The organism is Bradyrhizobium sp. ISRA464 (assembly GCF_029910095.1).
Classification (GTDB): Bacteria; Pseudomonadota; Alphaproteobacteria; order Rhizobiales; family Xanthobacteraceae; genus Bradyrhizobium.
Window position 1 is genome coordinate 3,316,193 of record NZ_CP094526.1, and the last position, 24,311, is coordinate 3,340,503.

Sequence of the window (24,311 nt, forward strand, 5' to 3'; positions counted from 1 at the left end):
TTCAGCAACAGGGACATGTGAAAAAGATGACGACGATCAACAGCGCCGATCAGGCCGGAGGCGAACTCGCTGGCCCGCGGACCGTCGACGGTCGGCGTCATGCCGGCTTCTGGGGACTCACTCTCGGCGCCATCGGCGTCGTCTATGGCGATATCGGGACGAGCCCGCTCTATGCCGTGAAAGAATCCGTACTGGCCGCGGTAGGCTCCGGTAATTCGGCGAGCTACGAGGTCGTGCTCGGCATCCTGTCGCTGATCATCTGGGCGCTGTTGCTCGTCGTCACTCTGAAATACGTCGTCATCCTGCTGCGCGCGGACAACCATGGCGAGGGCGGCACACTCGCGTTGATGGCGCTCGCCAACAAGGCCGTGAGCGGACGCGCGCCGATGATCATGCTGTTGGGCATCATCAGCGGCGGCCTGTTCTTTGGCGACGCGATCATCACTCCCTCGCTTTCCGTGCTCTCGGCCGTCGAAGGCATCAAGATCATCACTCCGGCCTTCGATCCCTACGTGGTCCCGATAACCGCAGCGATCCTGCTCGGGCTGTTCGCGGTGCAATCGCGGGGAACGGCGCGGGTGGCCGCGTTCTTTGGTCCGATCACGCTGGTGTGGTTCGTCGCGCTTGCGCTGGCGGGCCTGTGGCATATCTCGGACAATCCGTCGGTGCTGCTCGCCTTCAATCCGCTGCACGGCGTGCGCTTCCTGCTCGAACACGGCATGATCGGGTTTTTGACGTTAGGCGCGGTGTTCCTGGTCGTCACCGGCTCGGAGGCGCTCTATGCCGATCTCGGCCATTTTGGCCGCGGGCCGATCCGGACCGCATGGCTGTTCGTGGCCTTGCCGGCGCTCGTTATCAATTATCTTGGCCAAGGCGCACTGATCCTGGCCAGTCCGGCAGCGATCGAAAATCCGCTCTTCCTGCTCTACCCGCAATGGGCCTTGATTCCGATGGTGGTGCTCGCCACCGCTGCCACCGTCATCGCCAGTCAGGCGGTGATCACCGGCGCCTATTCGTTGACCCAACAGGCGATCCAGCTCGGCCTGCTGCCGCGGCTGGAGATCCGGCACACTTCCGAGGCGCTCGTAGGACAGATCTACATGCCGCGCGTCAACGGATTCCTGCTGGTTGGCGTACTGGTGCTGGTGTTCATGTTCCGCTCCTCGAACGCGCTGGCTTCGGCGTATGGCATCGCCGTCACTGGCACGATGGTGGTGACGGCGATGCTCGCCTTCGTGGTGATCTGGAAAGTGTGGAATTGGTCCGCGATCGCGGCCGGCGCGCTGGTGGCGCCGTTCCTGCTGCTGGATCTCACCTTCCTCGGCGCCAACCTGCTGAAGGTCATGGAAGGCGGCTGGATGCCTCTGATGCTGGGCGCTGCCATGGTGACGGCGATGTATACCTGGCGCTGTGGGACGGCGGTGCTGGCGGCAAAGACCGCAAAGCTGCAAGTCCCGCTGGCTACTCTGGTCGGGATGTTGGAACGATCGCCGCCGCATCGCGCGTCCGGCACCGCCGTTTTCCTGACCGGCAACCCTGACCATGCGCCGACCGCGCTGCTGCACAATCTCAAGCACAACAAGGTGCTGCACGAGCGCAACGTCGTGCTGACAGTCGAATATGCCGAGACGCCGCGTGTCCCCGAGCAAGAGCGCGTTCGCATTGAGCCGCTGGGTGATGGCTTCCTTCGTGTCAAGCTGCGCTTCGGCTTCATGGACGTGCCGAATATCCCGGAAGCCCTCGCATTGGCACGTAAGGCGGGGTGGCAGTTCGAGATCATGTCGACCTCGTTCTATGTGTCGCGGCGCTCGCTCAGGATCGCTGCCCACTCGGAAATGCCGCGCTGGCAGGATCGCCTGTTCATCACGCTCGCCTCCGGCGCGAGCGATGCGACCGACTATTTCCGGATTCCGACTGGCCGTGTCGTGGAGATCGGCGCGCAGGTGGCGATTTAGGCTGCCTCAGGTCCGCTTTGGGTCGCAACTACCGCTTCGCCCTCAGAAGCGGACTTTTATGAGTACACCCCCTTAGCGCGCGGCGGCGCTACTTGTGCTCCAGGTGCCAGGCGCCGTCCCAGTCCGCGGGAGGCGGGCTTTGCCGGAAGCCCTCGACGCGCGCTTTCAAGGCCGCCGCCGGGCCATCGCCGGGCACCGCTTCAAGCGCGACGGCGAGGGCGCGCTCGGCGTCGTCCCAGCGCCGTTCCCGATAGGCCGCGAGACCTTCCGCATAATGCTGCCGCAGCAGCGTCTGCGCCGGCGTGAGCTCGTCCTTCCTGCCCATGATCTCGAACACGGTCTGCGGCTGGCTCTGGCCGACCACGACCAGCCGGTCGATCTCGCGCAGCTCGACGGTTGCCGTGCAAGCGGCGGCGGTCGCTTCCGAGATCAGGCTGCGGCTGCCATAGACCTTGTTGGCGCCTTCCAGCCGCGAAGCGAGGTTCACGGTGTCGCCGAGTACGGTGTAGCTCATCATGAATTCGGAGCCGATGCTGCCGACCAGCGCTTCGCCGGTGGCGATCCCGATGCGGATGTCGCAGTCGGTCGGGATCGCGCGGACCCCAAGCAGTTCGGGCAACTCCTTGCGCAGCTGTGCAACATGGCCAATCATGTCCAGCGCGGCGAGCACCGCGAGCTGCGTCTGCTCGGTCTCCTCGACGAAGGGCGCGCCCCAATAGGCCATGATGGCATCGCCGATATATTTGTCGATGATGCCGCGATGTGCGTGGACCGGCGCGGACATGGTCGAGAGATAGAGGTTCATGATCTTGACCAGCCCGCGCGGCGTCACGCCCTCGCTCAGGGTGGTAAAGCCCTTCATGTCGCAGAACATCACCGTCATGACGCGGCGCTGCCCTTCGGTGGCGGCGATCGCCGGCTGTTCGAGCAGGCCTTCGGCGATCCGCGGATTGATGTAGCGGCCGAAGGTTTCGCGGATGCGCTGGTTGTGGCGCAGCGTCTCGATCATGCGATTGAAGGCGGCCGAGAGCTGGCCGATCTCGTCCTGCGTCGTGATGGTGATGGTGCCGTCGAGACGGCCGGCCTCGACCTCGCGGGTGCCCTCCAGCAGCCGCATGACCGGGCGCGTGATCCCGCTGCCGACCAGCATCGCGAACACGAAGCCGAGCACGGCGGCGATCGCGGTGACGACGGCCGAGACGATGATGGCGCGCTGCTGGGAGCTCATCACGATCCTTGCGCTGCGGCCGACCTGGGTCAGCATGTCGGCGCGAATGCCTTCGATCCTGGTGTTGAATTCGTCGCGCAGCGCTTCCGCGCGGAGCATCGTCTTCCGCGCGTCGGCGAAGTCCTTGGCGTCGAGCTCATCGAGCAGCGCCTGGTTTTCCGTGTTCAGCCGGACGAGCAGGTCGTTGAGCGCATTGTCGATCCGGTCGTCGATGCGTCCAAGCGCGGCGTTGTCGGAGGGGGTAGATGGATCCTCGATGATCGCGTCGATCAACTTGCGTGCGGCATTGGCCTCCTGGGTGATCACCGGATTGATCGCATCGAAGGTTTTGCGCGCGGCGGCGTAGGTCTCGTCTTCCGCCGGCCCCTGCATCTTCGCCATCATCATCCGCCGCATCGCGAGCGAGCGTTCGAGCGAGCGGACATTGATACGGGCGAGATGGGCGTAGGCGGGAATGTAGCGATTGGTGAGCTCTCCGAGCAGATGGCCGACCCGGCTCGCCATCACCATCGACAACAGCGATGTGACCACCGCGAGGATGATCAGCCCCGCGGCGATGCCGACGATCTTCTGCCTGATCGATTTGCGAAACATGCCCTGCGCTTGGCGCCCCTGGTCGCGCCGTACAGCTAATAGAGTTCCTCCGCCCGCGGCGCAAGTTCACCCGTGCGCGCAGGCGCGAATTTTGCCAGATATTTCAACGCGATTGGGGCTGTCCAGTCCTCGTGCGAAAAATATTCCGCTTCCGTCGTCGGGCAAATCAGTGGCACGAATCCGGCCGTCTCAGTGCGCCCCGACGGCGCGCATCACCAGTGGAGGAGGATTCCACCCAGATAGTTGTCGATTGATCTGGTAGCTGACGAGCGGATCGGTCGGGTAACCGGCCGGTTCGAAGCCTCGTGACAAAGGCCGCCTTGGGCGGTCGAGCAATCCAGCGGGCCGTAATATGAGTGAAGTCTGAGCAGGCCTCGAAAGTGAAGATGCGGATGCCGACCCGCCTGAGATACGGGGAAGGCCGTGTGGATAGGGAAGCAATCGACGTGCGCACCTGTTTGATCCGCCGGGGTAGTGGACTCGGCACGCTGGAAGGGCGATGCGGGTAATCGGGGGAGACCCGCAGCGGGCGGAGGTCGCGTCTTCAACGTCGCAATTGGCGGCGGCCTGCAGCGGGAGTCGGACAGGGACGCGGTACCGTTGAAACCGGGTAATGCCGGCGGAGGGAAGGTCCCTGACTTCTGGTGTGCTTTCAAAGACGGTGAGGAAACAGGTGATTGGCGATGAGCCTCGAAACGCCTGAAAGGATCAGGACCCTTCAGAGAAAGCTCTATTGCAAGGCGAAGGCGGAGCCTGCCTACCGCTTCTATTTGCTCTACGACAAGATCTGCCGTGAGGACATTCTGCGCCACGCCTACGCGCTGGCCCGTGCCAATGCGGGTGCGCCTGGTGTTGACGGGGTGACCTTTGAGCAGATCGAGGCGTCGGGCGTGGAAGCATGGTTAGCGGGGCTGCGCGAGGACCTCGTTTCGAAGACGTACCGACCCGATCCGGTGCGGCGGGTGATGATCCCGAAGCCCGGGGGAGGCGAGCGCGCGCTCGGCATTCCCACGATCCGCTGTCGCGTCATTCAGACTGCCGCCAAACTCGTGTTGGAACCGATATTCGAAGCGGACTTCGAGGACAGTGCTTATGGCTATCGTCCGCGTCGCAGCGCGGTCGATGCGATCAAGGAAACGCACCGGCTGATTTGCCGGGGCTATACCGACGTGGTTGACGCCGATTTGTCGAAATATTTCGACACGATCCCGCATTCGGACCTCCTCAAATCGGTGGCCCGACGCATCGTTGACCGGCATGTGCTGTGGCTGATCAAGCTGTGGCTGCAAGCGCCGGTCGAGGAGCGGGACGGCAACGGGAAGCGGCGCATGAGTGGCGGCAAGAACAGCAAGCGCGGCACACCGCAAGGCGGTGTTGCAAGCCCGCTGCTCTCCGTCATCTATATGAACCGGTTCCTGAAGCATTGGCGATTGACCGGACGCGGCGAAGCCTTCCGCGCCCACATCGTCTCGTACGCCGACGACTTCGTCATCCTCAGCCGCGGCTATGCGCACGAGGCTCTGGCGTGGACGAAAGCGGTGATGACGAAACTCGGGCTGACGCTCAACGAGGCGAAAACCTCGGTGAAGGATGCCCGGCGCGAGAGCTTCGACTTCCTTGGTTATAGCTTCGGGCCGCATCGGTACCGGAAAGATGGCCATTGGTATCTGGGCGCGAGCCCGTCCAAGAAGAGTGTTCAGCGGCTCAAAGCCAAGGTGAGCGATATCCTGGTCCCCGGCAACACCGGGTGCTGGCTTGACGTGCGTGACCGGCTCAATCGCTTGTTGCGAGGCTGGAGCACGTACTTCGGCTACGGCACTCGGAAACCGGCGTACCGGACCGTCGATAACCATGTGTACGAACGGGTCCGCGGATTCCTGGTCCGACGTCACAAGGTGCCGTCGCGTGGCACCCGCCTCTTCCCGCGAGAGGCTGTGTTTGGCGCGCTCGGGGTCTTGCACCTCCGACGCGTCCACTTGGGACCGCCGCCGTGGGCCTTGCACTGAAGCCAGTCGGAAAGCCGGATGCGGTAGCTCCGCACGTCCGGTTTGATGAGCGAGGAAGGGAAACGGGGCGTTGCCGAATGGCCCAAGCTACCGCGCCCTTCCCCGACTCTACCCCGCCTGAGGGGCGCTTCGCGATCGTCACGAGTGTTGGGTCGAGATGCGGTGGACGCCGAAGTCACGGCTGACGAGCGTGGCAGATAGCGGACGGCGAAATCGTGCAGGCCTGACGCCCTAGTGGCAGGTGTCTCATCAGCAGGAGAGACAAATTCTCTCGCCGATGACGGTGACAACAAAGCCCAGTCTCGCCGGGGAGAGCACGTATAAGCCGTAACCCATCGCGCAGGGAAAGCCGGGATCGTTCCGGTTTCACCTGTGGTCCTACCTCCCGTGCTTTCCATTCGCACGGGACCCATGGGTGCGATCGGCACCCGGCTTTCCCTGCGCCCTCTGTTCGGAAGGAGGGTGGAAAGTTACGCAAGACTCGGACGGCTCACGTCGCGAGAACGCGAAGCCATATCTCCACGACTGTCATCGCCCGCGAAAGCGGGCGATCCAGTATTCCAGAGGCAGCAGTGATTGATCCGAGAGGCCGCAGCGTACTGGATACCCCGCATGCGCTGGGTATGACGGCGGGGCGGAGCGACGGATTGCTTCCGCCTTCGCCGAGGCTTCGGCGGACAAGTCGTCGCTTCAGCGCAAAATTGCTTTGCAATTTTGTCGCGAGCTCCTCGCAATGACTGTCATGGTCCCCTGGACCCGGCTTTCGCAGGGACGACCGCGAACGGCAGCGAAACCTTCGCGACTACCGCAGGCCTTCGTAGACCATCATGCCGCGCGCGATCGCGAGCTTTCGCAGGGCACGCGGCACCAGCCGTTCCGGAGGATGCAGATAGCGCCAGGAGGTGAGCACCAGATCGTGCAGCGTGGTGGTGTTATCTTCAAAGGGGGCGAGGAGCCCGGTGAGGCTCGCCGGCGTATGCACGCGGGCGGAGAAGGGGAGCAGCAGCAATTCGAGGTGCGCTCGCGCGCCGGTCGCGGTGGTTGCGGTAATGCCGGCGATGGCCGGCAGCGTCTCCTCGGCAACGCAGGTGATGATCTCTTCGATCTCGCCGCGGCTTTCGCTCGCGAACAGCGCGGAAAAGCTCCGGTCCTTGAGGTCGCAGCCCAGCAGGGCCGAGATCCGGGTGCCCGCGACACGGAAGGGATAGCCGGCCTCGCCGTCATAGGACAGCACGAAGATGTCGGCCAGCAGCTCGCGCACCGCGGACGGCTCGAACTCGCTCCGGTCAGGTGCGCGTGCATCGCCGCGTTTCGCATTCCAGTAAGCGAAGAATTCGCGGCTGGAGCTGTGTTTCATCTGAAGAACCTTGCCCGGCGCCCGTCTTGGCGGGACACATCTGTCCCGATTTCGTGCAGGCGCTTTCCCTTCTCTGTTGTGCAGGGAAGGCTGTGCAGCGTCCATGCCGCGGCCGCGTTTTCGGCGGCTTATCGGCATCTTTGCGTCGTTAACGTAAATTTAACTATATGCTTGGCGGTAGCCGGAACCCGACATAGGGTGCCCGCATTCCCGTTCGCGCCGATTGGCCCCAAGGGCCGGCGGCGTACGCATACAGGTGGCGTCAAACAGTTTGGTCGTCGCGCGGGGAGGGGTGGGGATGCGTTCCCGATCCCTCTCGGGCGCGAGAAGACCAGCAGAAACAGGGGAGGGTGTTCTCAGCGCCCTCCCTTTTGCTTTTGCCGCGCCTGCCGGCGTCGGCGCTGTGTCGCACCTCGGGACACCAGGTTGACCGATTTCGGGATTGTGCACTTGCACAGCGCGGCGAAAGCCGCCTATCTGGGATTCACCGCCGCTTTCGAGGTCGTCGATCCCTTGGACTCCCATCCCGAACCTCAGCTCGAGCAACCGCCGCCACCGGAAGCGCCGCGCGAGCCGATCCTGACGTTGCCGCCGGCGCTCACCGCTTACATCCTGTTGCTCGCGGTGATCCATTTGCGGGTCCTGCTGCCGCCGGAGATGGAAAACTGGACGATCGACGTCTTCGGCTTCATCCCCAAGCGCTACGATTCGACGCTGCTCGACATCACCTTTCCGGGCGGGGCGGGCGCCAAGGTCTGGACCTTCGTCACCTATTCGCTGCTGCACGCCAATCTCACCCATATCGGCTTCAACGTGCTGTGGCTGCTGCCGTTCGGCAGCGCGCTCGCGCGGCGTTTCGGCGCGCTGCGCTTCTTCGTGTTCATGGCCGTGACGGCGGCTGCCGGCGCGCTCGCGCATCTGTTGACCCACGAACATGCGATCGCGCCAATGATCGGTGCATCGGCGTCGGTGTCGGGGACGATGGCGGCGGCGATCCGCTTTGCCTTCGTGAAGGGCAGCTTCCTCTCGTTCAGCCGGGGCGACGCCGAGGCGGCCGCCAAGGTGCCGGCGCTGTCGTTGTCGCGGGCGCTGCGCGACGGCCGCGTGCTGGGCTTCCTGGCGGTCTGGTTCGGCGTCAACATCGTGTTCGGCGTCGGCTCGATCGCGGTCGGCGGCGACGACGTCAGCGTCGCCTGGCAGGCCCATATCGGCGGCTTCCTTGCCGGGCTGGTGCTGTTCTCACTGTTCGATCCGGTCCCGCGCACCCAAGGCGATGCTGCAGATGCGTCATCGGCGGACCAGTCGGGGCGCGTCTGATCGCCGCTTGCGGCTCGGGTCGAATTCATCCATCATCTTTGCAACGCAAGATGAAGCGGGCTGACAAATGCAGCGCCGCTGTTGACCGCGCCCCGGAACCGAAATCGGCGCGGAACTGTTGATTGAAGGCTCTGGCGAACAGATCGATCCCCGCTCAAGGGGAGACGAACGGATGCAGGGAGGCGACAATGACGGTACGTTCCATTCTCGATGCAAAAGGCCATCAGATCGTCAGCGTCGAGCCGGGCGCGAAGCTGACGGCTGCGATCAAGCTGCTCGGCGAACGCAAGATCGGCGCTGTGCTGGTGATGGATCAGGGCCGGATGGAGGGCATCCTGTCGGAGCGCGACATCGTGCGTGTGCTCGGTCAGCGCGGCGCGGGCGTGCTGGAGGAGCCGGTGAGCGCGGTGATGACGAAGAAGGTCGTCAGCTGCCTGCAGTCCGACACCGTCGCCGGGATCATGGAGATGATGACGACGGGCAAGTTCCGCCATCTGCCGGTGCTCGAGGACGGCAGGGTGGTCGGGCTGATCTCGATCGGCGACATCGTCAAGCGGCGCGTGCAGGAATACGAGCACGAGCAGGAGGCGTTGCGCGACTACATCAAGACGGCTTGAAGCGCTATTTGCCCGCGGTGCCGGCGCCGGTCGACGGCGGCACCAGGATGTCGATCGCTTCCTCGATCGCGCCGATGGCGCGCTCGGCGGCGCGGATGCCGTGCGCGATCAGGTCGTCGGCGCGGTGGAAGTCGAACCAGCCGATCTGGCCGACCCGCGGCGAGATCAGCATGTCGGGCGGATCGCCGGCGAGGCGCGCCCGGGTGATGCGGTCCTGCATGATGTTGAAGGCGTCGACCATGACGCTGGAGATGCCCGGCCGGCTCGCGCTGCCGAAGAATTCGCGCTTCACGGTGCGTTCGGCCGAGAAGAAGCGCCCGAAGCGGCGCTTCGGCGGCTCGGGCTCGAGCGCCGGCTCGGCGGTCACCGCCACCGTCATCTCGGGTGCGGCGGACTGACCGTGATTGTAGATCGTGGTCGAGTGCGCGAACACGTCGCTGGAGAGGTTGGCTGCGATCACGATCTCGGCGCCGAGCGCACGCGCGGCCGACACCGGCACCGGGTTGACCAGCGCGCCGTCGACCAGCCAGCGATCGCCGATCAGGACGGGAGCGAAGATGCCGGGCAGGGCGTAGGAGGCGCGCATGGCGTCGACCACGCGGCCGTGGGTCAGCCAGATCTCGTGGCCGGTGCGCACTTCGGTCGCGACGCTGGCGAACTTGACCGGGAGGTCCTCGATCGCGGACTGCCCCAGCGCCGCCTCGAGTTCGGCGGCAAGCTTGCTGCCGCCGATCAGGCCGGAGCCGCTGAGGCGGATGTCGAGGTAGCCGAGGACGCTGCGCGGCTGCAGGCCGCGAGCCCATTGCTCAAGCGTCTCGATATGACCGGCGGCATAGGCGCCGCCGACCACGGCGCCGATCGAGGTGCCGACCACCACATTGGGGACGATGCCGTGGGCGAGCAGGGTCTTGACGATACCGATATGGGCAAAGCCCCGGGCGGCCCCGCCGCCGAGGGCAAGCCCGATCACAGGACGGCGAACCGTTCCCAGTCCGACCTTGTCGGGGCCGTCGGAGCTCTTGTGGCCTCGGCCCATCCAGCTGTCCAACACGACACATCTCCTGCCGGCGCGAGCTTATGCCTCGCGGCGCCGCTTCGCCAGAATCGTCCACATGCATGGTTTATGTCCAGCCAGCTCGGCCTAGGCAGGAATTGTGACTGGACCACGACGCTAGGACTAACATCGGCTTGATCGATCTGTTCCAAATGGGGATCAAGGCCTCCGGGCCGCCGCCAAGGCTTGAATTTGCCGCGTTTTCGTTGAAAAGCATGGCGATGACTTCGTGGGGTAATGGCATCGGCGGACGCGGGCGGGGCAGGCGGCTCCTTCCGGTGATCGCGCTTGCGGCTATCTTGATCGCCCTGCTCCCCGATTTCGCGTCGGCCCAATTGTTCAGCGATCGGCCGCCGCCGATCCCGCCGGCCTCGGTCCCGGAGGCCCCTTCCGGCCCGGCGCTCAATCTGGCGCCACCTTCGGGAGCCGGTTCAGGGCCCACCCTGCCGTCGCCGCTCACCCAGCCGACCATCGTCCAGCCATCGATTGCGACCATGCCGCCCGTGGCGCCGCCGCCGGGCATCTCGACCGCGGGGCAGGCGGTGCTCGCGTTGACGGCGCGGTACGGCAAGGACATGCCGGTCATCAACGGCGGGCTGGTGTGGCGGGTGTTCGCCGACAAGCCGGACGAGAACGGGACCTTCAAGCTGGTCCGCGAGGAGCGCGGCGCGACGCCGAACATCGTGCTGCCGCCGGGCAACTATGTCGTGCATGTCGCGCTCGGTCTCGTCAGCGCGGTCCGTGCCGTCAGCCTCAAGTCGGAGACCGACCGCGAGTCCTTCGTGCTGCCGGCTGGAGGCCTGCGGATCGAGGGCCGGGTCGGCACCAGCAAGATCCCGGCCAACCAGATTTCGTTCGCGATCTACAAGGGCAGCCAGTTCGACGGTTCGGATCGCAATCCGCTGATCCCCAACGTCGCCGCCGGCGACGTCGCGCTGTTGCCGGAGGGGACCTACTACATCGTCTCCAACTACGGCGACGCCAACTCGGTGGTGCGCTCCGATATCCGCGTCCAGGCCGGCAAGCTGACCGACGTGACCGTCACACATCGCGCCGCGGTCATCACCCTTAAGCTCGTCAGCGAGAAGGGCGGCGAAGCTCTTGCCAACACCGCTTGGTCGGTGATCACCCCGGGTGGCGACGTGATCAAGGAATCGATCGGCGCTTTCCCGCGCGTGGTGCTCTCCGAGGGCGAGTATCGTGCGATTGCCAAGAACGAAGGCAAGGTGTTCGAGCGTCCCTTCAACGTCGTCAACGGCGTCGATGGCGAGGTGGAGGTCATCGCGCGCTAACGCGGGGCGCAGCTTGCATTTCATGCGACTGTCATAGTCTCTAACGCCGACTAACCATCGCGCGACTTAAAACTGTCATAATCGCCCGGGCGGTGCGCCGCTTCCGCATTTTTTTACATGGCGTTAAGCGCGGATGAATTGGATGCCGGCGGGGACAAGCGTTTGCGTGAACGGGGCGTGCCATGGTCGTGGCCAACAAGAAATCAGCAAAGACATCGGCCAAATTCAACACCGAGATGTTCGCCGACGTCCCGGTTCTGCAGCGCAAGTGGCAGGCGGCCGTCCGTCCGGGCGAGAAGCTGCCGCATTATGAAGACGTGATGCTTGGCAGCCTCGGCCGGCTCGCAGATCACATCGTGCTGCTGCGTAACGACGATGGCGTGCTGCGCGTCTCCCACCCCGGCCGGTACATCCAGGCGTGGCTGAACGACGACCGCTGGGACATCCCCTTGAGTGCGCTGCCGCCGGACTGTGCGACCGCTTTGGCCGAAGCCGCGGCGAACGCACGCGAGAACAGTCGCCCCTATCTCGCATCGGCGCATTGCGTGCGCGACGGTCTGGTGCGGACCTATGACGTGCTGGCGCTGCCGACGCGGTCGCGCTGGGGCGGCATGCTGGTCGGCGTCTACGTCAATGAGCGCAATGCGCAGTACAATCTGCTGGACACGATTTTCTCTGCCACCGATGAGGGCGTGCTGTCGCTTGCCGCGATCCGCAACGCGTACGGCGAACCAGCCGACTTCCAGGTCGTGCATCTCAACCAGGGCGCCGCAAGGCTCTTGATGCAGCCGGCGACCGATCTGCTATGGCGCCGGCTTTCCGCTGGCGGCAATCCGCTTGCCGCGCCGGAGGTGATCGGACGGCTCCGCGCGTTCGTCGCAGGGGGCCACGGTGGGCAGTTCGAGATCGACAGCGGCGACCGGTGCGTTCGGCTCGGCGTCACGGCGTTCGGCGACATGCTGTCGCTGACGGTCTCCGATGTCACGGCGCTGAAGCGGCGCGAGGTTTCATTCCGCTTGTTGTTCGAGAACAACCCGATGCCGATGTGGGTGTTCGACGCCGACAAGATGGAATTCCTGAGCGTCAATGACGCGGCTGTTCAGCACTATGGATACAGCCGCGAGAAATTCCTCCGCATGACGCTGCGCGAGATCTGGCCGGAGGACGAGTGGGCCGTCCACAGCGAAGCGTTGCGCGAGGTCGGCGATGTCTATCAATCCAACCGCGACTGGCGCCACATCAAGGCCGACGGCAGCGAGATTCATGTGCTGACGTTCGGACGCAAGGTCACATTCGATGGCCGCGATGGCTATCTGGTCGCGATCGTCGACATCACGGAACGCCGCGCCGCCGAGGCACGGATCGCTCACATGGCGCACCATGATGGACTCACAAACCTGCCGAACCGCGACTTCTACCAGGAGCGCCTGCGCGAGGCGTTGGAGCGCAGCCGCTCAGGCAACCGGCGCGTCGCGGTGATGTGCGTCGACCTCGACCTGTTCAAGAACGTCAACGACTCCTTCGGTCACCCGATGGGCGACCGGCTGCTCAAGCTGGTGGCGGAGCGGCTGAGATCGGAGGTGCACGGTGACAACATGGCTGCGCGTCTCGGCGGCGACGAGTTCGCGATCGTGCTCGGCGCCGACGTTTCGCCGAATGATGCGAGCGCATTTGCCGAAGGATTGATCGAGGTCCTGAGCGCGCCCTACGACATCGACGGGCTCGAGGTGGTGGTCGGCGCCAGCATCGGGATCGCGCTTTCGCCGGGCGACGGCACGACGTCGGAAGAATTGATGCGCAACGCCGACATGGCGCTGTATCGCGCCAAGTCCGAGGGGGGCGGCGTGCACCATTTCTTCGAACCCGAGATGGACTTGCAGGCGCAGAAGCGCCGCGACATGGAGCGCGATCTGCGCGCCGCCTTCGCTAACGGCGAGTTCGAGCTGCATTACCAGCCGCTGGTCGATATCGCGGCCGACCGCATCAGCGGCTTCGAGTCGCTGCTGCGGTGGCGGCACCCGCAGAAGGGGATGGTCTCGCCGGCGGAGTTCATCCCGGTCGCGGAAGACATCGGCCTGATTGTCGCGCTCGGCGAATGGGTGTTGCGCGAGGCCTGCTCGGAAGCGACGAAGTGGCCGGCCGATGTCAAGGTTGCCGTCAACCTGTCGCCGGTGCAGTTCCGCAGCCGCAATCTCGTCCAGGCCGTCATCTCGGCGCTCGCGCATTCCGGCCTGTCGGCACGGCGGCTTGAGCTCGAGATCACCGAGTCGGTATTCCTGGCAGAAACCGAAGCCAACCTCGCGATCCTCCACCAGTTGCGCGAGCTCGGCGTCAGCATCTCGATGGACGATTTCGGCACCGGATATTCCAGCCTGAGCTATCTGCGCAGCTTCCCGTTCGACAAGATCAAGATCGACCGCTCGTTCGTGAAGGACCTCGCTCGGCGCTCCGATTGCCTGGCGATCGTGCGCGCGATCTCGGGGCTCGGCCGCAGCCTCAAGATCACCACGACCGCGGAAGGTGTCGAAACCATCGATCAGCTCGACTGGCTGCGCGCGGAAGGCTGTAACGAGGTGCAGGGCTTCCTGTTCAGCGCCGCCAGGCCGGCGAGCGAGATCGGGGCGTTGCTGACCGGCTTTGCCGAGCGCGCGTCGAGGGCGGCGTAGCAAGTTTTTGGGTCGTTATTCCCGGGGTGTCCCGGGTATCCATCCTTCAAGGACTCTTGTTTGATGGATTGCCGGGTCAAGCTCGGCAATGACACCGCGTATGCAAACCTCAGAATCGCGTGACGATGTCCGACAGCGCGGGGCGCGGGCGGTCCTCGCTCGGCTTGGTCGGCTTGCCGATATGGATCAGGCCGGCGAGCTTTTCGTCGGGCTTCAGGCCAAGACCGTCGAGCACGTCGCGGTCGAAGACGAACCAGCCGGTCAACCAGCAGGCGCCGTAGCCGAGCGCGGTCGCCGCGGTGACGATGTTCATCGCGCTCGCGCCCGCCGACAGTTCCTGCTCCCACGGCGGCACCTTCGGGTGCGGCTTGGTGAAGCTCACGATCCCGATCACCAGCGGCGCATCAGTCAGGCGCTTCTTCTCGATCTCGATGTCGGAGGCAGGCGCGCCGGGATTCTTCTTGGCGAAAACCTTGGCGATCACGTCGCCGGCGCGCACGCGGGCATCGCCCTCGAACACGATGAAACGCCAGGGCGCGAGCTTGCCGTGGTCGGGAACGCGCGCGCCGATCGTCAGGATGGTCTCGAGCTCGGCGGGTGAGGGGCCGGGCCCGGTCATCTCGCGAGGCTTGATCGAGCGGCGGGTCTTCAGGAGTTCGATGGCATCGGGCACGGACATGTCCTTCAAGTGAAGTCGTGCCCCCAAGATGGGGACACGACCAGGCCGATGAAAGTCAATTTAGACCGATTGTGAAGATCACGCCGCCGATTGCGCCCGCCTGACGTCCGGCGGGGTCGCCTCGTCCACCAAGGCGGCGATCGCCTCGTTCGTCGGCATCACGGTCTGCCGCTCGCTGCCGAGGCGGCGGACCGAGACCGAATGCGTCTCGGCCTCCTTCTTGCCGACGACGAGCAAGGCCGGGATCTTGGCCAGCGAATGCTCGCGGACCTTGTAGTTGATCTTCTCGTTGCGCAGGTCGATCTCGACGCGCAGGCCGGCGCGGCGCGCCGCCGCCGCCACCACCTTGGCGTAGTCGTCGCCCTCGGAGGTGATGGTCGTGACCACCACTTGCGTCGGCGCGAGCCAGAGCGGGAAGTTGCCGGCATAGTGCTCGATCAGGATGCCGATGAAGCGCTCCATCGAGCCGCAGATCGCGCGGTGTACCATGACCGGCACCTTCTTGGAGCCGTCATGATCGATGTAGAACGCGCCGAACCGCTCCGGCAGGTTGAAGTCGACCTGGGTCGTGCCGCACTGCCAGTCGCGGCCGATGGCGTCGCGCAGCACATATTCGAACTTCGGCCCGTAGAACGCGCCTTCGCCCGGATTGATCTCGGTCTTGATATTGTTGTTCTTCGCCTGGATTTCCCGCAAGACCGTCGCCATCACCCGCTCGGCATGCTCCCACATCTCGTCGGTGCCGACGCGTTTTTCGGGCCGGGTCGAGAGTTTGACCGTGAGCTCACCGGTGAAGCCGAAATCGGCGTAGGTCGACAGGATCAGGTCGTTGATCTTCAGGCACTCGTCGGCGAGCTGCTGTTCGGTGCAGAACACGTGCGCGTCGTCCTGGGTGAAGCCGCGCACGCGCATCAAGCCGTGCATGGCGCCCGACGGCTCGTAGCGATGCACGACGCCGAATTCAGCAAGACGCAAGGGCAGGTCACGGTAGCTCTTCAGCCCGTGCTTGAAAATCTGCACGTGGCCCGGGCAGTTCATCGGCTTCAGCGCGAACCAGCGCTTGTCCTCGGCCTCGTCGCCGGCCGACTGCGCCGCGAACATGTTCTCGCGATACCAATCCCAGTGACCGGAGGTCTCCCACAGTACCTTGTCGAGGATCTGCGGCGCATTGACCTCGTTGTAATCTCCGGTCAGCCGCCGCCGCATATAGGCGATCAGCTGCTGGAAGATGGTCCAGCCCTTGGGGTGCCAGAACACGACGCCCGGGCCTTCCTCCTGGAAGTGGAACAGGTCGAGCTCGCGGCCGAGCTTGCGATGGTCGCGCTTCTCGGCTTCCTCGATCTGCTTGAGATAGGCGTCGAGGTCCTCCTGCTTGGCGAAGGCCGTACCGTAGATGCGCGTCAGCATCGGATTGTTGGAATCGCCGCGCCAGTAGGCGCCCGCGACCTTCATCAGCTTGAACGCGTTGCCGACCTTGCCGGTCGAGGTCATGTGCGGACCGCGGCAGAGATCGAACCAGTCGCCCTGGAAATAGATCTTGATCGGCTCGTTGCCGGGAATGGCGTCGACCAGCTCGACCTTGAAGGCCTCGCCCTTGTCGCGGAACACCTGCTTGGTCTTCTCGCGATCCCAGACTTGCTTGGTGAACGGCTGGTCGCGCGCGATGATCTCCCGCATCCGCTTCTCGATCGCGGCAAAATCTTCCGGTGTGAACGGCTCGTTGCGGAAGAAGTCGTAGTAGAAGCCGTTCTCGATCACCGGGCCGATCGTGACCTGGGTGCCCGGCCACAGCGATTGCACGGCTTCGGCCAGCACATGCGCGGCATCGTGCCGGATCAGCTCCAGCGCGCGGGGATCGTCGCGGCTAATCAGCTCGATCTTCGCGTCCGCTTCGATCGGATCGTTGAGGTCGGCAAGCGTTCCGTCGAGCGCCATCGCGACGGTGCGCTTGGCGAGCGAGGGCGAGATGCCCTTGGCGATGTCGAGGCCGGTGGTGCCCTTGGCGAATTCGCGCCTCGCTCCATCGGGGAAAGTGAGGGCGATCTTGTGCACTGGTTCGGCGGGCTTGAGGTTCGAGAGGCTGTACTGGAATCCGGATTCGGACTTGGGCGTGTCTGCCATTGAAGTCTCCTGTGGCTCACTCCTGCGAACGAGCGCAGGTAAGCGGAAAGCAGCGGTATAGCAGGGGATTTGGCGTCTGCAATCGGGCAATATCAAGAAAATCCGCATCTCAGCATTGTCGCAGGGATGAAGCGAGGTCGCGGCATTGCCGCGCAGGAAAGATCTTCCCCAGCATCGCATGCGACCGAACGTTGCGACCGCGCCGCGCCTCGTTTAACGTCGAAATTCAATTTCCACCGCGCAATCCAGCATATTTCATGCTTATCCAAATCCTGTTCCTTGTAGCCTCGCTGTCGATTGCCGGTGCATTGCGGGCGGAAGAAACGCCGGCCGAGAAGGCCGGCTATGCGCCGAAGCTCACGATCTATCTGGCCAAGGGTCCGGCGAACGCATGCGGTGCCGGCTGCGACCGCTGGATTGCCATCGAAGGCGAGATCGATCGGGATGCGGCCGCGCGCGTCCGCCGTTTCCTCGCCGGCGTCAAGGACATGCAGCGTCCGATCTACCTGCATTCGCCCGGGGGCAATGTGGAACAATCCTATGCCATCGCGCGATTGTTGCGCGCCCGCAAGGCGACCGCCCGGGTCGGCCGGACGATCGTGCCGGCGTGCAGCGGTAAGCAGGTCGATGCCGAGTGCCTGAAGATCAAGGCTGCGCGCGGCGAGGTCGAGGCCGAGCTCACCACCCGCAATGCGATGTGCAATTCAGCCTGCGCCTACGTATTCCTGGGCGCGACGACCCGCGAGGTGGCGCCCGATGCGGCGATGGCGGTGCATAGTTCGCGGCTGACATTCGTGATCCATGGGCATCCGCCGCCGCAGGCGGTCGCGGAATACAGGCAGCGGCAGATGGTGTCCGCCGATCGCGATCGCGCGGCATTCGTCGCGGCGATGGGAATCAAGCGCGAGTTCAACGATCTGATCAGGACGGTGAAATTCGAGAACGTGCACGCGCTGACGCGCGCAGAGCTCTATCGTTTCGGGATCGACACGCGGCCGCGGCCCGAAACGCTGTGGACGCTGGAGAAGGACGTGCGCCCCTATATCCGCAAGATCGCGCTGGAGAAGAAGCGCGACGGCGCCGCGTTCCGGCTGATGGAGTGGCGGCTGTTCTGCGAGCACAAGGATCGCGCGCGGCTGATGTACGTGCGGGAAGTCGACGAGACTGCTGCTGGCAAGAGGACGGTGGTGATGACGGCGGGCGCCGACCAGTCCGTGACATTCGGGAAATCTCCGGCGCGGATCGGCAAATATGAGGTCTGGAGCGATGCGATCGCGCCCGATGCGCTGAAGGCGGTGCTGGCGGCCCCGCATCTGCAAGTTGGTGAAACGGCGTCGACGCCCGATGGCAAGGCGGATCTCACGACGTTCGATATCGACACGACCGGCCTGGAGCCGGCCTGGATGCAGCTTCAGGCGTCTTGTCCGGCGGTGACAACCACTGCCAAGCCAGCGAGGCGGTTGCCGGCAGCGGCGTCGCCGAACGTCAACGCAGCGCCTCCAATATCGCCGTCGCCATGAGCGCAAGGGGCTCAATCGATCACGGGCCATGCATTTAGATGCAGTTGCATTGAAATCGTCATCTGCTAATAACGCGGCGTGAAACGCTTCGCCCCGACCGCATTGATGCTCGGAAATCTCGTCACCGGCTGCTCGGTGCTGGCGCCGGCGGGCATGCTGGCAGACTTGTCCGAGGGCCTCGGTGTCACGATCCGCGCAGCGGGTCTGCTGATCACCTTCGGCGCGATCGTGCTGTGCGTGGGCTCGCCGGTGACGGCGTGGCTGACCAGCCGGATCGAACGGCGCGTGCTGCTGACGACGACGGTGCTGGTCCTCGCGCTGACCAATGCGGCGTCCGCGATTGCGCCTGACTATGACAGTCTGCTGATCATCCGCCTGGTGATGCTCGCGGTCGGCGTGCTCTATACGCCGCAGGCGGCGGGCACCGCGGCGCTGATCGTGCCTGCGGAGAAACGCGGCAGCACGATCGCCTATGTCTTCCTCGGCTGGTCGCTCGCGGCCGCAATCGGGCTGCCGCTGATCACCTTCATCGCAAGCCGCTACGGTTTCCGTGCAACCTATGGCGCGATCGCGCTGACGGGGCTCGCGAGCTTCGTGTTCCTGTGGTGGCGCTTGCCCGGCGGATTGCGCGGCGCGCCGGTCGACTTGAGAACCTGGGTCGATCTCGGCCGCAACCCGATGATCGTCCTGCTGCTCTCGATCACGACGCTGCAGATGTCCGGCCAGTTCGTGGTCTTCACCTTCATGGGGCCGCTGCTGGCCAAACTCACCGGCGCAAGCCCCGATGCCATTGGGATCGTGTTCGCGCTCTACGGGATCTGCGGGTTCATCGGTATCGTCGTGGCGACGCGCGTCGTGGATTCCTGGGGTGCGTGGAAGACCTCGCTGCTGTTCACCGGGCTGCTGCTCGCCGGCGTCGCCGGCTGGGCGCTGAGCGCCGGTGCCTATGCGCTGATGGCCGGCTCGGTGGCGCTGTGGGGGCTCGGCTTTGCGTCGACCAATTCGATGCAGCAGGTGCGCCTGGTGGGCGCGGCGCCGGCGCTCGCGTCGGCGTCGGTCTCGCTCAACACCTCGGTGCTCTATATCGGTCAGGCCATCGGCTCCGCGATCGGCGGACTGCTGTTTGCGCGCGAGTGGCTCCACAGCGCCGGCTATGTCGCGACCGCCTTCGTGGCGGTGGCGTTTGCGGTGGTGATCGTCACGCGGCCGCGCCGGGCCGCCGCTCATGCCGCTGCGGCCGAGTGAGTCCAAGCGTCGGTTCTGATTGAATCGGAGCCGCTCGAAAGCGCCCCAGTCGGCGATCCGCGTCAGGATCGCCTTGAAGTTCACGCCAAGGAGAACGAGACCGCGGTGCGTGGGACGCCGACGTCAACGGCTCGCGGATGCCGGGGCGCTCGCCATGCGCGTCAGCGCCGGCGTCGCGGCCATCTTGCTGAGCACTTGCTTGATCGGGAACTCGGTCCAGGCCTGCGTCACGTAGCTTCGGTGGGTGATGCCGTCGCGGGTCTGCACGAACACCACGCTCCCTGGACGCAGCGGCCCCTCCATGCTTTCGCTGACCGGAATGCCCTTGTCGCGCAGCATCGACATCAGCTCGCGGTCGTGCGGCTTGGTGTAGTGGGTATAGGAGGAGATGAAGAAGCCGGTGCGGTTCTTCTCGATCCAGGACGCAAACTTGTCGAGCTCGCCGTAGACGGCGTCGAGCAGCAGCACGCCGCGGACGCGACCGGTGGCGCCGCCGACCTCGAGGCTCCAGGCCGTCGGCAGGAAGCCGCCGCTGTAGCCGATGATCACGACCGGCATGTTGGCAAACACCTGCTCGGACTTCGGGTCGCCGTAGAGGCGGGCGAGGTGGTGCGCGGACTCGTCGAGGAACCGCTTGAAGCCGCCCGGCTGCCAGAACTTGCCGGCGCTGGAGTCGGCAGCATCCACGGCCATTTGTGGCGCAAGGAGCACCGCGTTGGCCCCGGAGTCGGTGATCTGCTGCGGCACGAGCTGGCGGTCGCGCACGTCGCGCTCCAGCGTCGCGCCGTTGCCGTGGAAGAACACCACGATCACGCCGGGCTTGTTGGCGTCGAAGGTCTCCGGCACGTGCACCAGCACGCGGTTGTCGTTGTAGGTTTCGTTTTGCCAGTAGACGCGGCCGCTGAGGCTGCGGTGGCCGCGGCGGTCGCCGCTGCCGACGTTGAGGAACGGCGCGTCGGTGCGCGGGTTGTTGCCGAAATAGGGGAAAGCCGAGGACTTCATGCTGACCAGCGTGGTCAGCTTCTCGCGCTCGGTCGGACGCGGCAGCGTCAGTGTCGGCGAGATCGAGGCGACGCGGACGGGCGGTAGCGCCGGTTTCTGCGGAACCTGGGCCGGTACGGGAGCGGCGGCCGCGGTCCGCTGGTAGGGAACGAAGCTTTCCTTCTCGGTCGGGAAACGATCCTTGAATTGCGGTGCCGGGAAGCGATCCTCGAACGTGTCGCCGGTTGCCTGCGTGTTGGCGGCCAGCATGTCGGCGTTCGGCGCCTTGCCGCACTGCGCGAGGAGCAGCGCAAACGGGATGAGGATCAAGGCCGCCGCGATCCGGGTGCTGCGGGGCGACCGCGCATGACGCGTCGCGCAGGCTGGCATCACCCGGCACGCACGATCACGTTTGTCGAATTTCGGCTGCGCCCCGACCATCCCATCCGTTGCCCCGACCCCACCGGCAAACGACGTATTTGAGCTTGTCGGTGTTTAGGTCCCGTTAAGCTTCCGGAGCATTTCCCCACATCCGGAAGCCGTGATGAGACCATCCAATCGTGTCTTGATTGTGGGAGGGCCTCCCGCTTCCGGATTCCGGCAGTTACCCGGTCATGGCAAGTTTGATCTAAGGGTGCTAAAGTACCGTTTTGATATTTCAGTTTAAGCCATTGTTAACGCTGCTTGAATTGCATGGCGCGAACCTGCAGCATGGCGGCGCTCAGGCGGGCGGCGGCTTGAAGGTACGGTCGAGATGGCGGCATTACCCACGGGAAGCGCGGCACTGCGCGGCCCGCTTCCCGGCACTGGGTCGACCGTTTCGGTTCTGACGGCGACCGCAATCGTCGTGGCCGACATGGTGGGCGTCGGCGTGTTCACCAGCCTCGGCTTCCAGGTCAAGGACATCCCATCCGGTTTCTCGATCCTCCTGTTGTGGACCGTCGGCGGCATCGTCGCGCTTTGCGGCGTGTTTTCCTATGGCGAGCTCGGCGCCATGTTCCCGCGCTCGAGCGGCGAATACAATTTCCTGGGCCGCACCTATCACCCGGCGTTCGGTTTTCTCGCCGGCTGGGTATCGGCGACCGTCGGCTTTGCCGCGCCGGTTGCGCTGGCGGCGATGGCGTTCGGGGAGTATGGCCGCGCGATCCTGCCGGACGCGCCGCCGTTGGCGCTTGCCATCGGCGTGGTGTGGCTGGTGTCGATCGTGCAACTTACCGGGGTGAAGCATTCCTCGACGTTCCAGCTGATCGCGACCGTTCTGAAAGTGGTGCTGATCACGGCCTTCCTGGTCACCGGCTTCGTGATCGCAACACCGCAACCGGTGTCGTTTGCGCCGTCGTCGGCCGATCCAGCCTATGTGCTGAGCGCGCCGTTCGCCATCAGCCTGGTGTTCGTGATGTACTCGTTCTCGGGCTGGAACGCTGCGACCTACATCATCGGCGAGATGCGGTTCCCGGAGCGCAACCTGCCGCGCGCGATGTTATCAGGTACGCTGATCGTGCTGGTGCTCTATGTCGCGCTCAACGCGGTGTTTCTGCACACTGCGCCGATCGGCAAGCTCGGCGGCCAGCTCGACGTCGCCCGCATCTCCGGCAGCTACATCTTCGGCGAGATCGGCGGCCGCGTCGTCGGCGCGATGATCTGCGTCGGGCTGATCTCTTCGATCAGCGCGATGATGTGGATCGGCCCGCGCGTGACGATGACGATGGGGGAGGACATCCCGGCGCTGCGGGTGTTCGCGCGCCGGTCGAGCCGCGGCGCGCCGGCCTATGCCATCCTGTTCCAGCTTGCCGTGGCGAGCCTGATGCTGCTGACGCGCAGCTTCGAGGCGGTGCTCGACTTCATCCAGTTCGCGCTTCTGTTCTGCTCGTTCTTCGCAGTCGCCGGTGTAATCAAGCTGCGCATCACGCACCCCGGACTGCCGCGTCCCTACCGGGCCTGGGGATACCCGATCACGCCGCTGGTTTTCCTGCTCGTGACCGGCTTCATGATGTATTATCTGCTGACGCAGCGCCCGCTGCAGTCGGCACTTGGTATCTTGATCATGATTTCGGGCCTTTTGATCTACGCGATCTTCCGCAAGCGAGCCGATCGTCCCGCGACCGAGCGCTCGGGCCGCGAATGAAAATGCTGTTCTCCGTGAGGCTGTTGACGCTGGCTGCGGCCTTGCTGCTCGTTGCGCCTTCGGTGCGTGCCGCGGACGTGACGGCGGACGATACCGCGCGCTTCCTCGCCGGCATGCAGCCGTCGGCCGGTTCGCCATTGATGCCGCTGACCAGGGATCCCGCGTGGCAGCGCCACGCCAAGTTCTTCGATGGGGCGTTTGCCCAGCTCGAACAGCGGCAATTGTCGAAGATCCGCGCATGGTCGGACGTCAACCTCGCCGCGCCGAAGCCGACCATGTTCTACATGTTCTCGGGCCCGGACTTCCTCTATGCCAACGCGTTCTACGCCAAGGCGACGACCTATGTGCTGAGTGCGCTGGAGCCGCCCGGCGCGGTGCCCGACCTGACCCGGCTGCCGCCGGGCGGAGTCGGTACGGCGCTCTACAATGTCGAGCGCTCGCTCGGATCGGTCCTGAGCTTCTCTTTCTTCATCACCAAGCAGATGAAGACCGACCTGCACGCCGGTGAGCTCGGCGGCACCTTGCCGATCCTCTATGTGTTCCTCGCGCGCTCGGGCAAGACGATCCGCGACGTCAAGCCGGTCACGATCGACGAAGCCGGGACGCTCAGCGTGGGCCCCGCTGGGCCGGCGCGGAACGTCGTGCATGGCGTTCGGATCACCTTTGCGGGCTCGGACGGCATCCAGAAGACGCTGTATTATTTCTCGACCGATCTCTCCAATTCGGGTGTGAAGGCGAGCGGTTTCCTGAAATTCTGCGCGACATTCGCGCCCGGCAACAGCCTGATCAAGAGCGCGTCGTACCTGATGTACGCCGGCAATTTCTCCACGGTGCGCAACTTCATCCTGGCCAACAGCGCGACAATCATCCAGGACGATTCCGGAATCCCGCTCGCCTATTACAATCCGAAGCGGTGGCGCTTCTTCCCGTTCGGCCGCTATCTCGGTCCGATCGAGAAGTTTCCCGGCCGTTTCCAGGAATCCTATGCGGAGCTGTTCAGCCGCGCGCAGCCGATCGATTTCGGCATCGGCTATCGTTGGCGCCCGCACGAGTCCAATCTGCTGCTGTCAGTGAAACTGCCCGATGACGGCACGGGCGGCACGGCGGAGGCGACGCCGCCGGTCGAAGAGCTACCGCCGCCAAAGCCGCGGCCGCGCAGACCGCGGGCCGTGGCGCCGCTGCCACCGCCGCAGGATTTTTTCTGGTTCTGGCGCTAAAGCGCAATCCGATCGGAATCAATCAGCGTCTCATCATCGCACTTTAACGCGTTGATTGAGCGTGATCTTCGTGCAGGCACTCGGTGCGTCACCACCTCACGCTCTGGCTCGGCACAATGAATGCCGTCGTATTCTGGGTGTGAGGCTTGTGGGTGAAGTAGCCGTAGGCGGCACCGATCAGAACGAGCAAGGCGAGGACGGCCAGCAAATCGATCTGCCGAGGATCATGGCCGTTGTGGCTGATTTTCCAGCGCATTGTTGTTTCCTCCCCAAAAGGGGGCGAAGAGACAATGCGGCAACTCTGCGACAGTTCCATGAGCCGGCAGTTCCATGGGGC

At 64.7% G+C, this 24,311-nt stretch carries 16 protein-coding genes and 1 pseudogene; 10 read left to right on the forward strand and 7 right to left on the reverse strand.

All coding sequences use genetic code 11. From position 1 onward, the window contains the following. Window positions 1-116: 116 nt before the first annotated feature. A pseudogene (locus MTX19_RS15405) lies at window positions 117-1,955 on the forward strand (potassium transporter Kup); the annotation flags it as partial. A gap of 88 nt (window positions 1,956-2,043) precedes the next feature. On the opposite strand, the gene MTX19_RS15410 reads toward MTX19_RS15405, so the two are convergent. Next, window positions 2,044-3,777 carry an adenylate/guanylate cyclase domain-containing protein gene (locus MTX19_RS15410; protein ID WP_280984306.1) on the reverse strand — a complete coding sequence of 578 codons (1,734 nt, stop codon included), beginning with the start codon at window positions 3,775-3,777 and terminating at the stop codon, window positions 2,044-2,046. Window positions 3,778-4,460: 683 nt separating this feature from the next. Here MTX19_RS15410 and ltrA point away from each other — a divergent pair. Further along, the gene (gene ltrA, locus MTX19_RS15415) at window positions 4,461-5,783 is read left to right on the forward strand and encodes a group II intron reverse transcriptase/maturase (RefSeq protein WP_280980119.1); all 1,323 of its coding nucleotides are present in this window, start codon (window positions 4,461-4,463) and stop codon (window positions 5,781-5,783) included. A gap of 802 nt (window positions 5,784-6,585) precedes the next feature. Here the strand turns inward: ltrA and MTX19_RS15420 are convergent. Further along, a complete protein-coding gene (locus MTX19_RS15420) occupies window positions 6,586-7,140 on the reverse strand; it encodes a PAS domain-containing protein (RefSeq protein WP_280984307.1) in 555 nt (184 codons plus the stop codon). Window positions 7,141-7,653: 513 nt separating this feature from the next. Between MTX19_RS15420 and MTX19_RS15425 the strand changes: the two genes are divergently transcribed. Both MTX19_RS15425 and MTX19_RS15430 read left to right on the forward strand, forming a co-directional pair. Continuing rightward, complete coding sequence (locus tag MTX19_RS15425) at window positions 7,654-8,457, forward strand: rhomboid family intramembrane serine protease (RefSeq protein ID WP_280984798.1); 804 nt, start codon at window positions 7,654-7,656, stop codon at window positions 8,455-8,457. 188 nt (window positions 8,458-8,645) lie between these two features. Continuing rightward, complete coding sequence (locus MTX19_RS15430) at window positions 8,646-9,074, forward strand: CBS domain-containing protein (RefSeq protein ID WP_280977254.1); 429 nt, start codon at window positions 8,646-8,648, stop codon at window positions 9,072-9,074. 4 nt (window positions 9,075-9,078) lie between these two features. Here MTX19_RS15430 and MTX19_RS15435 read toward each other — a convergent pair whose 3' ends face one another. Beyond that, on the reverse strand, window positions 9,079-10,110 hold the full coding sequence (locus MTX19_RS15435; RefSeq protein ID WP_280984799.1) for a patatin-like phospholipase family protein: 1,032 nt from the start codon (window positions 10,108-10,110) through the stop codon (window positions 9,079-9,081). A gap of 239 nt (window positions 10,111-10,349) precedes the next feature. Here MTX19_RS15435 and MTX19_RS15440 point away from each other — a divergent pair, with 239 nt between their 5' ends. Both MTX19_RS15440 and MTX19_RS15445 read left to right on the forward strand, forming a co-directional pair. Further along, the gene (locus MTX19_RS15440) at window positions 10,350-11,420 is read left to right on the forward strand and encodes a hypothetical protein (RefSeq protein ID WP_280984800.1); all 1,071 of its coding nucleotides are present in this window, start codon (window positions 10,350-10,352) and stop codon (window positions 11,418-11,420) included. A 182-nt stretch (window positions 11,421-11,602) separates the two neighbouring features. Then, entirely contained in the window at window positions 11,603-14,086 is a 2,484-nt protein-coding gene (locus MTX19_RS15445; RefSeq protein WP_280984308.1) for an EAL domain-containing protein, read from the forward strand. 109 nt (window positions 14,087-14,195) lie between these two features. On the opposite strand, the gene MTX19_RS15450 is transcribed toward MTX19_RS15445, so the two are convergent. Together MTX19_RS15450 and thrS are read right to left on the reverse strand one after the other, a co-directional pair. Continuing rightward, a complete protein-coding gene (locus tag MTX19_RS15450; RefSeq protein ID WP_280984309.1) occupies window positions 14,196-14,759 on the reverse strand; it encodes a nitroreductase in 564 nt (187 codons plus the stop codon). 84 nt (window positions 14,760-14,843) lie between these two features. Next, a complete protein-coding gene (gene thrS, locus MTX19_RS15455) occupies window positions 14,844-16,886 on the reverse strand; it encodes a threonine--tRNA ligase (RefSeq protein ID WP_280984310.1) in 2,043 nt (680 codons plus the stop codon). A 257-nt stretch (window positions 16,887-17,143) separates the two neighbouring features. On the opposite strand from thrS, the gene MTX19_RS15460 reads away from it, so the two are divergent. Beyond that, the gene (locus tag MTX19_RS15460; protein WP_280986048.1) at window positions 17,144-18,406 is read left to right on the forward strand and encodes a hypothetical protein; all 1,263 of its coding nucleotides are present in this window, start codon (window positions 17,144-17,146) and stop codon (window positions 18,404-18,406) included. Between the two features lie 105 nt (window positions 18,407-18,511). Beyond that, a complete protein-coding gene (locus MTX19_RS15465; protein ID WP_280984801.1) occupies window positions 18,512-19,651 on the forward strand; it encodes an MFS transporter in 1,140 nt (379 codons plus the stop codon). 123 nt (window positions 19,652-19,774) lie between these two features. On the opposite strand, the gene MTX19_RS15470 is transcribed toward MTX19_RS15465, so the two are convergent. Then, window positions 19,775-20,902, reverse strand: coding sequence for an alpha/beta hydrolase (locus MTX19_RS15470; RefSeq protein WP_280984802.1), 1,128 nt, complete (start codon window positions 20,900-20,902; stop codon window positions 19,775-19,777). A 484-nt stretch (window positions 20,903-21,386) separates the two neighbouring features. On the opposite strand from MTX19_RS15470, the gene MTX19_RS15475 reads away from it, so the two are divergent. Together MTX19_RS15475 and MTX19_RS15480 are read left to right on the forward strand one after the other, a co-directional pair. Continuing rightward, the gene (locus tag MTX19_RS15475; protein WP_280986049.1) at window positions 21,387-22,757 is read left to right on the forward strand and encodes an amino acid permease; all 1,371 of its coding nucleotides are present in this window, start codon (window positions 21,387-21,389) and stop codon (window positions 22,755-22,757) included. Window positions 22,758-22,759: 2 nt separating this feature from the next. After that, window positions 22,760-23,974, forward strand: coding sequence for a hypothetical protein (locus MTX19_RS15480; RefSeq protein ID WP_280984313.1), 1,215 nt, complete (start codon window positions 22,760-22,762; stop codon window positions 23,972-23,974). Between the two features lie 88 nt (window positions 23,975-24,062). Here the strand turns inward: MTX19_RS15480 and MTX19_RS15485 are convergent, their stop codons facing one another. Beyond that, window positions 24,063-24,230, reverse strand: a complete 168-nt coding sequence (locus MTX19_RS15485; protein WP_280977263.1) for a hypothetical protein — start codon at window positions 24,228-24,230, stop codon at window positions 24,063-24,065. Window positions 24,231-24,311: the final 81 nt, after the last annotated feature.

Bases quoted from the DNA above. Each gene is read 5' to 3' on its own strand.
- MTX19_RS15410 (WP_280984306.1), bottom strand. From the start codon at position 3,777: ATGTTTCGCAAATCGATCAGGCAGAAGATCGTCGGCATCGCCGCGGGG.
- ltrA (WP_280980119.1), top strand. From the start codon at position 4,461: ATGAGCCTCGAAACGCCTGAAAGGATCAGGACCCTTCAGAGAAAGCTC.
- MTX19_RS15420 (WP_280984307.1), bottom strand. From the start codon at position 7,140: ATGAAACACAGCTCCAGCCGCGAATTCTTCGCTTACTGGAATGCGAAA.
- MTX19_RS15430 (WP_280977254.1), top strand. From the start codon at position 8,646: ATGACGGTACGTTCCATTCTCGATGCAAAAGGCCATCAGATCGTCAGC.
- MTX19_RS15435 (WP_280984799.1), bottom strand. From the start codon at position 10,110: ATGGGCCGAGGCCACAAGAGCTCCGACGGCCCCGACAAGGTCGGACTG.
- MTX19_RS15440 (WP_280984800.1), top strand. From the start codon at position 10,350: ATGACTTCGTGGGGTAATGGCATCGGCGGACGCGGGCGGGGCAGGCGG.
- MTX19_RS15445 (WP_280984308.1), top strand. From the start codon at position 11,603: ATGGTCGTGGCCAACAAGAAATCAGCAAAGACATCGGCCAAATTCAAC.
- thrS (WP_280984310.1), bottom strand. From the start codon at position 16,886: ATGGCAGACACGCCCAAGTCCGAATCCGGATTCCAGTACAGCCTCTCG.
- MTX19_RS15460 (WP_280986048.1), top strand. From the start codon at position 17,144: ATGCTTATCCAAATCCTGTTCCTTGTAGCCTCGCTGTCGATTGCCGGT.
- MTX19_RS15465 (WP_280984801.1), top strand. From the start codon at position 18,512: ATGCTCGGAAATCTCGTCACCGGCTGCTCGGTGCTGGCGCCGGCGGGC.
- MTX19_RS15470 (WP_280984802.1), bottom strand. From the start codon at position 20,902: ATGCTGGCCGCCAACACGCAGGCAACCGGCGACACGTTCGAGGATCGC.
- MTX19_RS15475 (WP_280986049.1), top strand. From the start codon at position 21,387: ATGGCGGCATTACCCACGGGAAGCGCGGCACTGCGCGGCCCGCTTCCC.
- MTX19_RS15480 (WP_280984313.1), top strand. From the start codon at position 22,760: ATGCTGTTCTCCGTGAGGCTGTTGACGCTGGCTGCGGCCTTGCTGCTC.
- MTX19_RS15485 (WP_280977263.1), bottom strand. From the start codon at position 24,230: ATGCGCTGGAAAATCAGCCACAACGGCCATGATCCTCGGCAGATCGAT.